This window comes from Streptomyces sp. NPDC086835, assembly GCF_044745705.1.
GTDB lineage: Bacteria > Actinomycetota > Actinomycetes > Streptomycetales > Streptomycetaceae > Streptomyces.
In genome coordinates this window covers 382383-397441 of the sequence record NZ_JBIVAU010000006.1, presented here as the reverse complement: position 1 = coordinate 397441, position 15059 = coordinate 382383, and the positions used below count along the sequence as shown (strand labels likewise).

13 protein-coding genes and 1 pseudogene are annotated in these 15059 nt (G+C 68.6%); 10 read left to right on the top strand and 4 right to left on the bottom strand.

Annotation, left to right across the window (positions count from 1 at the left end; translation table 11 throughout):
• Nucleotides 1-38 precede the first annotated feature (38 nt).
• Entirely contained in the window at nucleotides 39-617 is a 579-nt protein-coding gene (locus ACIPJI_RS21830; protein WP_402248132.1) for an ATP-binding protein, read from the top strand.
• On the opposite strand, the gene ACIPJI_RS21825 is transcribed toward ACIPJI_RS21830, so the two are convergent.
• The gene (locus ACIPJI_RS21825) at nucleotides 568-1269 is read right to left on the bottom strand and encodes a hypothetical protein (RefSeq protein WP_402248131.1); all 702 of its coding nucleotides are present in this window, start codon (nucleotides 1267-1269) and stop codon (nucleotides 568-570) included. The two genes, ACIPJI_RS21830 and ACIPJI_RS21825, sit on opposite strands and share 50 nt — an antisense overlap.
• Before the next feature lie 141 nt (nucleotides 1270-1410).
• On the opposite strand from ACIPJI_RS21825, the gene ACIPJI_RS21820 reads away from it, so the two are divergent.
• The 5 genes from ACIPJI_RS21820 to ACIPJI_RS21800 all read left to right on the top strand — a co-directional run bounded on the left by ACIPJI_RS21820 (nucleotide 1411) and on the right by ACIPJI_RS21800 (nucleotide 7815).
• Nucleotides 1411-1743 (top strand): deoxyxylulose-5-phosphate synthase, encoded by a 333-nt coding sequence (locus ACIPJI_RS21820; protein ID WP_402248129.1) that lies wholly within the window; start codon nucleotides 1411-1413, stop codon nucleotides 1741-1743.
• Nucleotides 1740-2603: an SMI1/KNR4 family protein gene (locus ACIPJI_RS21815; RefSeq protein ID WP_402248127.1), complete on the top strand. Its 864-nt coding sequence runs from the start codon at nucleotides 1740-1742 to the stop codon at nucleotides 2601-2603. The genes ACIPJI_RS21820 and ACIPJI_RS21815 overlap by 4 nt, the downstream gene beginning before the upstream one ends.
• 252 nt (nucleotides 2604-2855) lie before the next feature.
• Nucleotides 2856-3653 carry a hypothetical protein gene (locus ACIPJI_RS21810; protein ID WP_402248125.1) on the top strand — a complete coding sequence of 266 codons (798 nt, stop codon included), beginning with the start codon at nucleotides 2856-2858 and terminating at the stop codon, nucleotides 3651-3653.
• Between the two features lie 340 nt (nucleotides 3654-3993).
• Complete coding sequence (locus ACIPJI_RS21805; protein WP_402248123.1) at nucleotides 3994-6351, top strand: CCA tRNA nucleotidyltransferase; 2358 nt, start codon at nucleotides 3994-3996, stop codon at nucleotides 6349-6351.
• 210 nt (nucleotides 6352-6561) lie between these two features.
• Complete coding sequence (locus tag ACIPJI_RS21800) at nucleotides 6562-7815, top strand: hypothetical protein (protein ID WP_402248120.1); 1254 nt, start codon at nucleotides 6562-6564, stop codon at nucleotides 7813-7815.
• A gap of 431 nt (nucleotides 7816-8246) precedes the next feature.
• Here ACIPJI_RS21800 and ACIPJI_RS21795 read toward each other — a convergent pair whose 3' ends face one another.
• The gene (locus ACIPJI_RS21795; RefSeq protein WP_402248118.1) at nucleotides 8247-8918 is read right to left on the bottom strand and encodes a molybdopterin-dependent oxidoreductase; all 672 of its coding nucleotides are present in this window, start codon (nucleotides 8916-8918) and stop codon (nucleotides 8247-8249) included.
• Nucleotides 8919-9142: 224 nt separating this feature from the next.
• Between ACIPJI_RS21795 and ACIPJI_RS21790 the strand changes: the two genes are divergently transcribed.
• Nucleotides 9143-9721: a TetR/AcrR family transcriptional regulator gene (locus tag ACIPJI_RS21790; RefSeq protein ID WP_402248116.1), complete on the top strand. Its 579-nt coding sequence runs from the start codon at nucleotides 9143-9145 to the stop codon at nucleotides 9719-9721.
• Between the two features lie 76 nt (nucleotides 9722-9797).
• Here the strand turns inward: ACIPJI_RS21790 and ACIPJI_RS21785 are convergent.
• Nucleotides 9798-10869, bottom strand: a pseudogene (locus tag ACIPJI_RS21785) (MerR family transcriptional regulator).
• Nucleotides 10870-11601: 732 nt separating this feature from the next.
• Here ACIPJI_RS21785 and ACIPJI_RS21780 point away from each other — a divergent pair.
• The 3 genes from ACIPJI_RS21780 to ACIPJI_RS21770 all read left to right on the top strand — a co-directional run bounded on the left by ACIPJI_RS21780 (nucleotide 11602) and on the right by ACIPJI_RS21770 (nucleotide 14143).
• Nucleotides 11602-12252, top strand: a complete 651-nt coding sequence (locus ACIPJI_RS21780; RefSeq protein ID WP_402248115.1) for a hypothetical protein — start codon at nucleotides 11602-11604, stop codon at nucleotides 12250-12252.
• Between the two features lie 163 nt (nucleotides 12253-12415).
• On the top strand, nucleotides 12416-12691 hold the full coding sequence (locus ACIPJI_RS21775) for a hypothetical protein (protein WP_402248113.1): 276 nt from the start codon (nucleotides 12416-12418) through the stop codon (nucleotides 12689-12691).
• Nucleotides 12692-13087: 396 nt separating this feature from the next.
• Complete coding sequence (locus ACIPJI_RS21770) at nucleotides 13088-14143, top strand: EcsC family protein (protein WP_402248112.1); 1056 nt, start codon at nucleotides 13088-13090, stop codon at nucleotides 14141-14143.
• Nucleotides 14144-14378: 235 nt separating this feature from the next.
• Here the strand turns inward: ACIPJI_RS21770 and ACIPJI_RS21765 are convergent, their stop codons facing one another.
• Nucleotides 14379-15053, bottom strand: coding sequence for a hypothetical protein (locus ACIPJI_RS21765; RefSeq protein WP_402248110.1), 675 nt, complete (start codon nucleotides 15051-15053; stop codon nucleotides 14379-14381).
• Between the last annotated feature and the right edge of the window lie 6 nt (nucleotides 15054-15059).

Here is a 15059-nt window from a genome sequence, read left to right as displayed (position 1 = left end):
CCTGGTCGGCGACGCAGTCACCCACCCACGATGACCCCGTGACGCACCAGGACATCACCGACGAACCCCGCATCCTCAGCCGCCACTTGACCCTGCGCCTCAGCAGCACCAGACGCGGCGCCCACCTCGCCCGCAAGCTCGCCGTGCAGCAGCTCGCCGAGTGGACTGGTCTACCGCACGACGCCGACGCCACCCAAGCCGCCGCGCTCGTCACGGCCGAGCTGGCGGCCAATGCCATCACCCACGGCCGCCTCCCCGGCCGCGACTTCCGCCTCATCCTGCGACTCCTGCCCGACGCGGTCCGCATCGAGGTGACCGACACCCGACCCGAACGCCCGCTCCCGCAACCCGCCTCCGAACCGCCGACGCCCTCACCCGACGCGCCCGCCGGCCGCGGCCTGTTCCTCGTCGACACGTACGCGGCCCGCTGGGGATGCACCGTGCACGACGCGTACACCAAGACGGTCTGGGCCGAGGTGTCCCTCCAGCCGCCGACCACCGCCCCGCCCCTCCGCACCGGACACGCCCCGGCGAAGGCGGCGGACCGGACCTGCGCCACGGACGACGTCAGCCGTCAGCCCGCAACCCGGAACGCCCGGACAACTCGTCGGGCGTGACGGCCGAGCCCGGAACGGGCAGGACCAGGGCGCGAGCGAGAGCCGCCGTGACCCGCCGGCCGTGACGCGGCAGCTGCCGAACGGCCCACGCAGCGGCCAAGTCGAGGAAGTCGGCCAGATCGCGCTCCGCCCCGGCGAGCAGACGCCGCAGCTCCTCGGCAGGCAGCTCGATCACCGGGCTGTCGTCCCGCTCGACGTCCACGGGCAGCCGGACCGTGTCGCCGCGCCGTTCGGCCAGCGGGGAGGGATCGTGGCCGAAGGACGCCCAGCCGTCGCCGTCGAGGACGTCGAACCAGTCGCCGCGCTCTTCGAGTCCGTTGCAGCAGCCCGGCAGCAGGGTGACCCCAGCGTCGGTGTCGGTGACGCGCAGACCGCCCGCCGTGAAGAGGTCGTCCAGGGTGAGCAGCCCGTGCAGAAAGGCCCCGAGAGGGTCGGCGGGCTTCGGCGGCGGGTGGTCGTCCGGTTCCGCTTCGACGTCGTTGCACTCGGCGATGCGCATGACCGCCGTGCCGACCTCGGAGGGAGTCAGGGCCCCGCTGAGCGGCATGAAGCCGTACCGCTCGACGTCGGCGACCGGCCAGAGAGCGAAGTCTGCGGAACGGTAGACCTCGAGGACGGGCTGCAGCAGGATCACCCACGGAGTGTGCGCCATGCCCTTCCCGTACGCACCTCAATAGTGTCGACGCGACAGCCCACCCGCACCGCCCACCAAACGGCCCCACGGACCACCGTGAGCCCCCGACGCGCTCCGAAACCTGTCGAGCCCCGCCCTCCGTCCGCCTACCCTTGCCGCATGTCCCACTCGAAGACCTCGTACGTCTGCCTGCCCTGCCGGGCCTCGTACAAGCAGCCCTACGACCGGGACAGGCCGCAACGCACCTGCCCCCGCTGCGCGGAGCCGCTGATCCACGTGGGGTCAGCATTTGCGGCGCCCCGTCGCAAGGACACCGCGGCCTGGCGGACGCTTTCCGTCCTCCTGCACGCGGGCGTCCGCTTCCACATGGGCTGCTGCTGCGGGCCCGGCTACCGCCCGCGCACCTTGCGCGAGGTACGCGAGCGGATGACGTACGCCGAGCGCACCGGTGAGCCGATTGCCACCGCACTCACACGCCCTGACGTGCCATGACGGACAACTCCGCCCTCGTGCGCCTCGTGACACCGCCGGCCACCCCCATCGACGCCCGCGGTCACTGGACCGATGCAGAGAACGCGCTCGGCATGCCGCTGCCCGCCGACTACAAGCGCCTTGTCGAGACGTACGGCTGGGGCGAGTTCTGCGACTACCTCAATCTCCGCACACCCTTTGTGACGCGCGAGCACAACGGCCTCGACTGGCAGCGCGGCAGCCCGTCGGGCACGCCCGAGAGGGACCGAGAGCGCTACCCGTATCCGCTCCACCCGGCTGCCGGCGGGCTGCTGGTCTGGCGGAGTACCATCGACGCCGACCGGCTGTGCTGGCTCACCGACGGGGCGCCCGAGAGCTGGCCTGTCGTTGTGTGGAGCCGCGACGGCTGGTACGAGACCCATCCCATGGGCGCGGCCGCGTTCGTCGAGGCCTGGGCCGGGGCACGTCTCGACTCCCGGCTGCTCGTGGACATGGAGCCGGACCTGGCTCCGTGGTTCAACGCTTTCCGGCCCCGAACCCACCGTTGCCTTTGGCTCTCCGAAGGGTCGCTCGCGCATAACCGGCGCCTGGTGATCCTGCGGCAATCCCTGGCCCCGACCGTGGACCGGGGCAGTTGGCGCACGGAGGACGGCGCCATGGGACAGGACCACTTCGCGACCGTGGACACCGACTGGCTGCTCACGTACGACATGTCACGTCCGCACCAGATCCGCATCTCGTTCCCACCGGAGGACAGTGCGGTTGCTCGACAACGTCTCTTCGCCGCCGTACACCGGATGCGCTGCGAGGTGCTCCGGATCACCGCGTCGGACGGCACGTCGCTGTCGGCCCGGGATGCGTTCGCCGACGAGGACGCGTAGGCGTTCCAATCCGCTCCAGGCGTCCCGCGACCAGCCCGGTAAGGTGAGGATCTTCAGGGGGCGCAGGTCCCTGGAACCATAAAGGCAAACGCTTTGACGAACCGTTATCCCGAGTCGAGTAATCACTCCGATCCCGCGGCCCGCGAGACGTGGAGCCTGCCTGCCGCCGATGTCTCGCGAGGCTACCGGGCTCTGTGGTGGACGGCCGGGCCGGCCGGCGAACTCGCGGTCATGTTGGTCCACCGGCGATACTTGCAGCACAACGCCTCCGTCAAGGGATGGCTCGGGTGGAGGCCGAAGGGCCCGTTCGATGCCGAACTGGTCACGGTCACCGGGCAGGGGGAGCAGCGCACGTCGATGCTGAACATCTGGATCCGGCCCAGCCATCTGGCTCTGCTTCCGGGTTCCCGGTTCCTGTTGGTCGGCGGCCGTACGTTCCCGAGCAGGACCGAAGGCGTCTGGACACCCAACGCCGTCGTGTTTTCGCCCTCTGGGGCTCCCGAGAGCGAGTTCTGCGTCGGTGACGACATCCCAGCCCTGATCAGCGACCGCCGGGGAGGGATCTGGACCGCCTACGGAGACGAGGGCATCTACGGCGGCCACCCCGAGTCCGGGGCCGGGTTGGCGGGCTGGGACACCGACGGCCGTGCGACGTGGACCCCCGAGGGCAGGCTGCCCGACGCCCCGCTGGAAGGGTGCACCGCCGCGACCGAGGGCGACCGGGTGTGGCTCGTCTGGTACTCGGGCGGCGGGTCCGGCACCTTCCTGACCCGTATCACCCCGTCCACCGGCGAAGTGACCAGCTACCCGAGCCCCGTCGACTCCCCGGACGGGTTCGCGGTTTGCGGCAACCGGGCCGTGCTGAGTCGCCGCGACCACAACCAACGGACCGTCGAACTCGTGCACGCCGAATTCGACGGCGCCGCCTGGGCGGTGACCAGCCGCCGCAGAGTCGAGGTGCCCGGGCGCGTCGTCCTGCGGTGCGGCCAAGGCCGCGACGGCGTTCTGTGGCTCCGTACCGGCGACACCTGGCTGCGCACAAGGGCGTGACCCATGTTGGCCGGGCAACTTTCGCCCGGTCCGATCCCGTCCCCGGCCCTCGCCCATGTGAGCCGCCAGCCCATGGCGCGTCGTCGGGAAGCGAAGACAGATCCAGGATGCCACGCTGTCTATTGTGAACTCAGTGCACGGGTCACATACTGGACGGGATCGTATCGATGTCGTCCAGGAGGGCACACGTGGCCAGGGGATCGGCAGGACTTCGGGCCGTGCTGCCCTGCGCCGCCTCGGAGCGGAGCGCTGGAGGGCTGTCGAATTCCGCCTCTGCGAAGTCGAGCAGCGCGTGTGATCCGACTGGCTTCCCTTCAACACAGCAGGGGAGCGTGCTCCGATGGCAGCCGTGACCGACGAGGACAACCGCAAGGTGCAGACCGCTGTCCTGGGCGGTTCCGACAGTCGGCACCCCGTCTTCCTCCCGTACGAGAAGGAGTCTGCCGAACGGCTCCGCCGAATGCACGGGGCCGACGGCTTCTCCTGTGGCGTTCTCCTCGGGGGCTGCGGCAAGCTGCTCACGCTGCGAGCGTGTGACGACAAGAAGTCCCACTTCGCCCACCGCCCACCAGTGCGTTGCACTCGTACCGCCCGGGACGAGAGCAGCGCCGACCACCTCTACATCGGGGAGGCGCTTGTCCGCTGGCTTCGCAGACAGGGGCGGCCGAACATCACCGTGGAGTACGTCCGGCAGAAGCACGCCCGCAGTGACTCGATCGAGATCCGCTTCGGACCGAAGAAGAAGCGCCGCCTCCTGCACGTGCAGATGGCCCGCCGTTCCTTCACCGAGTGGGAGGAGGACGGCAGGAGGCTCGGGGCAACGCCGGGCAGGCCCTCCACGATCCGCATGTACGGGCCGGGGAGCGAGCTTGCTCCCTATGAACTGCAAGTCGCCGGATACGCCCTGCGGTTCCGCTGCGAGACGCAGAACGGAACCCGCGAGGTGTTCGTCGGCACGCACCTGCCCGGCCACAAGATCGAGTGGACGATCCTCGAGCGATGCCGTCTCCACGATCAGGGACTTCTGACGCCGGCGTTGGAGCCGACCTCGGAAGGCATACGTCTCAAGGGGGCGGTGAAGCCGGAGAGATCCGCTGCTGAGGCTCCGGCGTCATCTGCCGAGGAGGCTGAGGAGCCGGCGAAGGGAACGACTGTGACTGCACACGGACAGCGGCAGGCGGCACCGACCTCGGGCCCCGACGGGCCGACCCACTCTGGAGGCGACCCCCGGACCCGTGTCGGCACCTCGCACAAGGCGGCTCCGGATGCCCGCCGCGACCGCCTTGCGTCGCGCGCCAAGGCGGCGACAGAGGCGCTGCCGCCCATCGCCACCGACCTCGCCGGCTGCTTCACGGCCGCCGGCTTCGAGCTGTCGCTGATCGGCGGCTCGTTGCGCGACGTGCTGTTGGGGAAGAGTCCACAGGACGTCGACCTCGCCACGGACGCCGACCCTCGACAGGCGCTGCGGGTCGTCCGTGGATGGGCGGACGAGTTGGGGGACTCCCACGTCTCGTCCGGGGTGGTGGAGGCGTACAAGGGCGGAGAAGATGATCGACACAGGGTGAGAATCAATACCCGTATGCCTCGGACGCGGAGCCGGGTCGAGTCGGCGTCCGGCGGGAGGCGTGAGCGCGGCCTGGAAGCGTATCTCATGCGATCTGGCTTCACCGTCGACGCCATGGCTCTGGAACTGTGGTCCACCACTCTGGTGGACCCCTCGGGCGGACTGGATGACCTGGACCGGCGTGTGCTGCGTACGCCGGGCAGGCCGGCGGATTCCATCTCGGCCGACCCGCTGCTGATGATGCGAGCTGCCGGCCATGCCGCCCGGTTCGGCTTCGAACCGACCTCCGAACTGGTTGCCACGATGACGGCGATGGCGAAACGGATCACTGCGGTTCCGGCCGAGCGGGTGCAGGAGGAATTCAGCGCGCTGATGCTCGCAGCCCGCCCTGGTGACGGTCTGCGCCTGTTCGTCGACACGGGACTGGCCGACCACATCCTTCCGGAACTGCCCGCGCTGCGCATGGAAAGCGCTGAGCACCATCGGCACAAGGACATCTACGAGCACACTCTCGCGGTGTTGGAGCAGGCCGTCTCCCTCGAGACGGAAGGGCCTGACCTGACGCTGCGCCTCGCTGCGCTGTTCCACGACATCGGCACGCCGCGCACCCGTCGGACCGGGCCGGGCGGTCGGGTCTCCTTCCACCACCACGAGGTGGTCGGCGCCAAGATGTCCCGCCGGCGCATGCGTGCCCTCAAGTACCCGGCGCAGCTCATCGAGGACGTCGCTCGGCTGGTCGAACTGCATCTCCGTTTCCACGGCTACTCCACCCAGGAGTGGACGGACCCCGCCGTGCGCCGCTATGTACGCGACGCCGGCCCACTGCTCGACCGGCTGCACAAACTCACCCGAGCCGACTGCACCACTCGTAACCGCGGGAAGGCGGCCGCGCTCGCACGTGCCTACGACGCCCTGGAAGAGCGCATCGAGCGTTTGGCGGCCGAGGGCGCGAGGGAAGCGCTCCGTCCGGACCTGAACGGCTATCAGATCATGGAAATCCTCGGCATCCGCCCAGGCGCGGAACTCGGCCGGGCGTACGAGTACCTGCGGAAGCTCCGTATGGAGGAGGGGCCCAAGGACTTCGAAGCCGCGAGAGCGGCGTTGCTGGCATGGCGGGCACATCGGAGCCGATGACCTCCCGCCCGACGACCGGCTCTCATCTGGTACCGGGCCCACGCCCTTCCCGGGGGCAGACCAGCCATCGATATGTTCGCTGCAAAGATCCAGTTCTTTCCGGGCCGGCGCATCGCTCTCCCATCACCGGAAGACCTCGGCCCCTGCCCGGCTGTCACCGCGCGCACCCCGACTACACCCAACTGCCGGAAACCACTTCAGGAGCGGACGATGGACAACGAGATTCAACTGATCAGTGACGGTGATGGACTGACGGTCACCGGGAATGCGACGGACGTTGAACGCTTCCTCGTCTCGGAGGGACTGTCGTCGAAGGACCGCGGACCGCAACGGCTCAAGTCCCTCTTCGGTACCGGGGCCGCAGTCGCGCAGGCAGGTTCGGAGTTCGCCGCCAATTCCAGTTGCTGGGTGAAGCTGACTCGGGATTCGGCACAGCTTGTCAAGAAGTACGGGCTGAGAGAAAGCTCGAAGACGGGGCTCAGCACAGGTGTGGTGAAGGGGCAGAAGGGCCAGATCAGGGGATTCGTCGAATTCGCGAAGGGGCCCCGATCGCTTCTGACCAACCCAGCGGCTCTCGCCAATGCCGGGAGGATCATGGCGCAGGTTGCGATGCAACAGACCATGGACGAGATCACCGACTATCTCGCCATGATCGACGAGAAGGTCGACGATGTGCTGCGCGCCCAGAAGGACGCTGTGTTGGCCCGCATGATCGGAGTGGGCTTCGTCATTGAGGAGTCCATGACCATCCGAGAGAAGAGGGGCAGGGTCGACGAGGTCACGTGGTCGAAGGTGCAGGCCGCGCCGGCGACGATTGCAGAAACGCAGGCGTATGCCTTGCGTCAACTCGATGCACTCGCTGAGAAGGTGGAGCGCAAGGCCAAGATCGGTGATCTCGCCACGGCGGCCAAGGAAGCTGAGTCCGTGGTTCGGGAGTGGCTCGTTGTGCTGGCTCGCTGCTTCCAACTGCAGGACGCGATCGCCGTGCTCGAACTCGACCGGGTGCTGGACGCGTCTCCGGAGGAGCTGAACGGGCATCGCCTCGGACTGAAGGCTGCCAGGCAGGACCGGCAGGAACTCATCCTGCGGAGCACCGCGCGTCTGGTAGCCAGGATGAATGCGGCAGCCGGCACGGCCAACGCGAAGGTGTTGTTGCACCCGACCAAGTCCCCGGCCGTAGTCCAGTCGAGCAACCATGTCGCGACCGGCGTCCACGACTTCCATCTGCGGCTCGGGATCGAGTCCGGTCGCCAGTCATCTGAGGCGAAACGATGGGTGGACGCGGCCACGGAGGCGAGGGACAGGGCACTCGAGACAGGAACGAGGGGCGTCGATGCCGCGAGGAGCCTTGGCAACGAGACCCTCGACCGGGCCGGCTCGGTAAAGGGCAAGCTCTCCAGCGGGATCGCCGAGCGAGTGCGCCGTCGGCGCGGGGACCAGGAGGAACGCGACATGGAAGGCTGAGTGAGCGCCAGCCGTGCCACGTGCACAGTCCGACTCCAATGGGCAACTGCCAGGAGCCCTCCTGGCGGGCTGCGGGAGGGCCTCCTCGCTTCCTAGTCCTGGACCTTTTCCAACTTCCGGGTGAGGCGGCGTGTCGAGGGTTCGCCGTGCAGTTGGGGAAGTAAATAGCACGCGAGTGCGGCATGGGGGAGCCGGCCTCCAGGGACTCAGCCATCAGGCAGGTCATCTCCCCGAGATTCCTCCAGCGGACCTCACGGCTGTGACCCGAATGGAGTGACGGGAGACTGCCAGTCGGCCGAAGTGGCCGCCATGCCGCGGAACCGGGCCGGATCGCGCCGCTCCGCCCTGGCCGGCAGGCGCTGCGCGGAGACGGCACGGTCAGAGCCGTCGACCGGCCTTTGCTCGACCCGGTCGGAGTGAAGTGCGTGGGGTCACCGCGGTGATGGGCGACTGCCGCGGGCGCTCAGCGCGCGGATCGGCCCGATCAGCGTCCGGTAGACCGGCCGCACCACGTGGCCGGGCAGATAGCGGTGGCGTTCCTCCTTCCAGACCCTCGCCCTGCCGTGCCCCGCGAGGGGCGACCACCGGTCGGTGACCGGGGGCTCGGATGTGTGGAACTCGATGCGGCAGAGGTGCTTGATGTTGACGTAGCCGTACTGGCCGGGGCTGACCAGCCGCACCGGAGCGCCGTGGTCGCTGTCGAGCGGTCGCCCGTCGAGACGGTCGGCGATGAGCACGTCGTCGGCCAGGGCGTCCTCGAGGAGCACGACCGACCGGTAGCCGTCGAGACCCACGAAGGAGACGTGGCTGACCGGCGCGTCCGCCCCGAGCAGCGGCTCGACCCGGGTGCGGTAGAGGGTCTTGAACGGGACCCCTTCCCACAGCAGGTCGGTGGCCGACCACCCGGCGACACAGTGGAAGTCGGCCCGGACCTCTTGCCGTGGCAGCTTCGAGATGTCAGTCACGGACAGGGTGACGGCCTCGGCGAGCGCACCGCGGAGCTCGATCACCGGGTCGGCGGGCACAGGCGGAGGCGGGCGATGGAGGTGCGTGCCGAACCGAGGGAAACCGTCGACGGCGCGTTGGCCGGGGGGAAGCGTCATGTCGCTGCTCCGTTGCGCGTGAAGTGAACCGGACAGGCCTTGCGTCGACGACCTGTTGTGGCAGTCTTCGCGGACTCCTCGTGGTGCTCGGGGGCCGGCGGTGGAGAGCGGTGCGACCGATCCATCGCGTCGCCCCCTGGCGCGTTGTACGGTGGCGTACATCCGGAGACTAATCGGTTGTACGGACCCGCACAACGCGGCGGGGGAGTGAGGTGAGGCACAGAATGGGCGCGTTGCGCACACCGCGCGAGCGGTGGATAGAAGAGGGGCTGCGGGCGCTGGCCGCAGGGGGTGTGGATGCCGTGCGCGTCGAGGCCCTGGCCAAGGCCCTCGGCGTGACCAAGGGCGGCTTCTACGGCTACTTCGCCGACCGTGGCGCGTTGCTGACGGAGATGCTGGACGCCTGGGAGCGGGAGTGCGTCGACGACGTCTTCGACCGGATCGAGCGCGAGGGCGGCGACGTGTTGGACAAGGTCCGGCTCGCCGGGCAGCTCACCTTCTCCGGCGACCGCCTGCTCCCCATCGACCTGGCCGTCCGCGACTGGGCACGCCGCGACCCGGCGGTTGCCGACCGCCTGCGCCGCGTGGACAACCGGCGCATGCAGCTACTGCGTGACGCGATCAGCACTTTCTGCCCCGACCCCGACGAGGTAGAGGCCCGCAGCCTGCTCGCGTTCTGCATGGCCATCGGCAGCCACTTCCTCGCCGCCGACCACCCCGGCCGCACCCGCGCCCAGGTCAAAGCCCGCGCCGCTGGCCTTCTCCTGGGCCGCTCGCCCGGCGGCCCGCCCGACAGCCGGTGAGCGACGGGCGGTCGTCCTCGGCCCGCGTGACACGGCCCACGCGGCCGGGTTCGGCGAGGACGCGCCCGGCTCTGCGTCAGTTGTCCAGGCGGACCGGCATCAGCAGCGAGTACGTGTTCTCGTCGTCGGGGCGGCGGATCACGACCGGGGCCGTGGGGGCGCCGAGTTCGAGGATCAGGCGGTCGCGGGAACCGGCGGCCAGTGCATCGAGCAGGAACTCGCGGTTGACGGCGACCTGGCCCTCGTCGTCGTCCCCGTCCTCGCAGACGGCCACTGCGCCGTCGGCCGTCACCTTGAGCACGCTGAGGTCGCAGGCCACGCCGTCCTGCTTGCGCACTTCGCCCGTGCGGACGGGACCGGTCTCCAGAGCCTGCCGGAAGGCGGCCATGTCGACGGGGGCGCGGCGCCCGGCGGGCAGGCGGACGAGGCGGCGGTAGTCGGGGAAGTCGTGGTCGAGGCACTGACCAGCCACCTGGCGGTCCTCGGCCTCCAGCGTCATGCGGTCACCGTCCACGGTGAGCTCGACCGGCCCCTCGGCGGGCAGCAGGGCCCGCATCGCGTCAGCCGGCGGGACGGGGACGATGGCCTGCACACGGGGTCCGCCGTGCCCGGTGACACCGGTTCGCGCGATTGCCATTTGGTAGCGGTCCGTGGCCACGAAGCTGATGGCGTCGCCCTCGACGTCGAACAGGACGCCGCCGAGCATCGGCAGTTCCGGGAAGGCGAACCGGGCGGCGTCCAGAGCGGCGGCCACCTCGGGTGCGGAGACGGACAGCCGGACGGAAGCGGTAGGAGCGATGCCATGGAGATCGCCCTGCGTTCGATGAGAGTTCGGAGCGTGGAGAACTCCCTGCGGGCGTCGGTCAGGCCCTGCTCGAGACGGCGCAGATGGGCCTCGAACAGCTTCCGTACCAGGTCGGTGTCCGCGCCGGACCAGCCGGCCAGCACCAGCCGGATGTCCGGCAGCGGCATGGCGGCCCGGCGCAGCCGGACCAGCAGCCGGGCCTCGTCGAGCTGCTCGGGGCGCACCAGCGGTAGCCGGTCGACCGGTCCACCCAGGCCGGGACCAGCACACCGGCGCGGTCGTAGAACCGCAGAGTGCTGATGTTCAGGCCGCTGTCCCGGGCCGTCTCGCCGATGCTGTGCATGTCGTTCTCCACGCCCAGAACTCTGGGCTCTTCACCATGTCGAGGGTCAACCTCGATCAGCTTCCAGATCGAGCTCAGGGGCAGCTCCACCGCACGTTTGGAATGAGCCCCGAACTCCGGTTCCTCGGCTGGCTCGGGGTGAACCACCCTCACCGCGGCGTGCGTTCAGTCGATGCCCACTCCGGCATGGACGGTCCCCGTACCTCCCGCACCGAGACGGCCGATGATCCGGTGCGGGCCCATACGGGAGTGGGCGCCGGAACGAGCCGGCCGCTTCCGCCGGAGCCTTTGCGCTCACTCATGGTTCCTTGACAGGGACTGGGCGCGACGCTCGCCGGTCATCGCCCAGGCGTCTTCAGCGGCCGGAGTGATGGTTCGTGAGCTGTCTGATCTCCAGGATCTACAGCTCCATGTCGTGCCGCTTGTACGGGGCCCGCCGGGCCAACTTGAAGAAGCCGCCGGAGGGCAGGCCGGTGTCCTTCGGCACCACGAGGGCGGAGAGCAGCGGCATTTGATTCGGAGTCTATGCGCCGCAGGCCGGGGGTGACAGGGTGCACACGCAACTTTCTGTTGAAGGTTGTGAACTGAGTGCACGGACGGCATACTGTGGCCAGAGGACGCCGAGATCGTCCGGTCTCCGGCCGGGGGCGACCTTGCCGGGTCCACCTTCGGTGTCGGTCGCGGCCCGTACGACGGCCAACTCTCCACTGCAAACGTCCCCTGGGGTTCACGATGCGCATCACCCACACCACCGCTATCGCCGCAGCCGCCGCGCTCCTGCTCGCAGGGCTCACTGCCTGCGGCCCGGCAACGGACACCGGCGCGGACGCCAGGCCCACCGCTTCGGCGACACCGGCCGCCAAGGCGCCCGCCACCAGCGCCGCCACGCCGACTCAGGAGCCATCCGCCGCCGCGCTGCCGGACATGGTCGGCAAGGGGTTGCAGAGCGCCCAGGACGAGGCGCAGGCCGCCGGCTTCTACCACCTCGCGTCGCACGACGCGCTCGGGCGAGGCCGCAATCAGATCCTTGACCGCGGCTGGAAGGTCTGCTCCCAGGCGCCGGCGGCGGGCACGCACTCGACGGACACGAAGGTCGACTTCGGCACGGTGAAGCTGGAGGAGGAGTGCCCGGCGGGCGGAGACCGGGGCGAACCTGAGAAGGCCGGGGCCACCATGCCCGACTTCGTCGGCAAGGCGGTCAAGGTCGCTCGCCAGGCGCTCGACAGCTCCACGAGCATCACCGTGCAGGACGTGTCCGGTCAGGACCGCATGGTGCTCGTCGAGTCGAACTGGCAGGTCTGCTCGACCGACCCGGCGGCCGGCGCGAAGCTCGACGGGCAGCCGGTGACGATCGAGGCCGTCAAGTTCGGCGAGAACTGCTGACACCGGCTGAGGCACGGACGCGACACGGATTCGCTGGGTTCTCGGAGCCCGAGCTCTGTCCAGCGGGGGTCCGACGAATCCCTTGCCTTCAGGTACGACACCGCCATCGAACACGATGGAGAGAACTGTTTCCCGCCTGCTTCGGAGTGGAGAACCGACCTTCATGTTCAGAATCCAGCTCGGCACAGTCGAGGCGCAGCTCGGCGCCACCGCTGTGGTGAGCCTCTTCAATGACCCCGATCTCGGAAACCGCGCGGTGCTGACGACGCATTACGAGGACGAGGAGATATACGAGGACTCGATGGTGGTCATGATGTTCACGGCTGACGAGTTGGACGCTCTTGCCAAGGTGATAGATCGCGCCCGCGAAGGCATTGCAGAGGCGGAACAGGGCGGCATGGTCGGACTTGCGACGTGGGCCGAGCGGCACGCCGTATGAGACCGGCGACGCCGGCCGGCCGGGCGGACGGTAACCGTGCGTACGGCAGTGCGTCGTCGGTGGGACACAGTCACTGGTGCCACGACGCGTTGGCACATCTATCGACGGTCCAGCGGTGTCGGTCCAGTCGCGTGAGGTCTCGACGTCCTTGCGGGCGATGCCCTCCATGGACCTCGTCGAAACGCGTACTCTGCTTCATGCTTTTCCTCCCTGGGAGGCTCACCAGTGCTGACTAGCGGTACCTGTCCGGGAGTTACACCACTCGACGCACAGACCCGGCAAGACTGGCTGAGGTCGCGGCGGGCAGCCACACGGAGTTCCTCGTCCAGCGGTGCAGGCTCGTGGCCGCGATCACGCGGGGCTGCTTCCCAACACTCTGACTACTGAGGCGGCGACATGACTCTCTCTGCTTACGAACAACGGGAGTGGGACCGACTCCAGAAGCGAAAGGCGGATTCCCTCAACAAGCAGGCGAGGAACCTCCTACCGCAGCAGGCCCGGAACCGACTCGCTTCGCTCGGCCAGAAGGCGATGAGCACACCGGGTGCCGACAAAGTGGCAGCCGCCTACAAGGGAGCCGCGAGGGGTCTCGGCAAGGCTGTGGGAGACACCGCAAGCCGGACAGTGAGCAAGAAGCGTGTCGTTGAGCAGTATCGACGTGCCGGACACGACATCGCCGGGTTGAACGAGATACATGAGCTCGACTTGCGGGTCGTCGATGAGGTCGTGAAACGTAACTTGGTTCGGTACGGCCACGCGCTTTCTGCAGCGGCAACTGGCCTTGGATCTGCAGCAGCCGTGACAGGCGGAGAGGTGCTCGCCGGCGCCGGAACAATCGCTGGCGCGGGTGCGGGTGCCGCACCCGGAATCGGAACCGTAGCCGGGGCGATGGCCGCCGACACTGCACTCATGCTCGCCCTTGCTACTCGAACGGTCGCCGTCACGGCTCTTCACTACGGCTACGACCCAAGTGATCCAGAAGAGGAACTCTTCGTGATGTCCGTGATTGCTCTCGGAATGTCCACAGGCACATCGGCGAAGACGGCCGCGTACGCCGAACTGTCGCAACTCACCCAGTTGCTGGCGAGGAACGCTCCTTGGGCCAAGTTGAACGAGAAGGTTCTTACCAAGATCGCCCAGTCCTTCGCGGCGAAGTTCGCGCAGCAACTGCCGAAGAAGAAGCTCGGGCAGTTCGTGCCCATCGCCGGCATGGCTGTCGGTGCAGGGCTGAGCTACATGCTCATCGATCGAATTGCCGTTTCGGCGCGCGACGCGTATCGGGAACGCTTCTTGATCGAGAAGTCGGACGGTGACCTGACCGGTGACTTGAACCACGACGACGCCGACCTCGTGCAGGACGACGACGCGATCGGCGTAATCGAACTGCTCCGGGACGAGGATGCTCTGCCGACGTCCACCCCGTCCGACTCCGACGACCAGCCGGACAACTGAGCTCGGCTAGGGCTCCACTGTCATCCAGCCGCCCGTGACCTGCACCTTTCCTGGCCGACGGAATGGACGCATTCCGCACGTCGGCGCAGGTCCTCGACGCCCTGGTGCCCGAGATGAAGGTGCTGGGCATCGATGCGACCCGTCGCGTACGACGCGCCCCTTCGATGACGTGGACGTGGGAGACCGGACTACTCGTCCCGACCGATCGCCGGGACGAGGGGCGGATGGCCGGGAGTCACGTCAGCCGCTTGCCGTACTCGAACAGCGCGGCCTCGACCTGGTCCGGCAGGACTCCCGCCAGCCGCGCGTGGTCGTGGGTGAGGGACAGGTAACGGGTGTACTGCGGAGTTGTCCAGCCCCGCACGGGCCACCGGGTGCCGCGATCGGCGGCTCGCAGCGCGCGCGTTACGACGCTGTCCAGGATCAGTGGCCGCCACGGACCGACCGGCTGATCGTGACCGGCGAAATACAGCACCTTGGTGAAGAACGCCGCCCCTAGCCGAGGGATGTGGTGGTCGTTGTTCAAAGTGTAGTAGGCGGGAGCAACTCCTCTCCGGTGCAGCAGGTCGAGCCCACTGGCGAGCCGAGTGTCGACCTCTACCGCCGTGGACTCCGTGAAGATTCGTGCCCGCCGATCCACCGACCGGGCCCTGGTACCTGTGCCCCAGACCAAGGAGGCGACCAGCAGATGTCTGCGGCCCACCGCCGTCCGGGCCCGGTCGGCCACGTGGAATACGGTGCGGCGGTCCACCCGGTGCCATCGGCCGACGCGCGGGCATGCGTCGAGCTCGTCAGGCCACCAACTGGCGTCGGGCAGATGGCTCAGCCAACGCTCCCTGTCGAACGGGATCGCCTGGCCGAGGATGTCGTCGCGTTGCGGAACAATGAGGTCGGAAGGAAGTTCCGGCATTTCGGC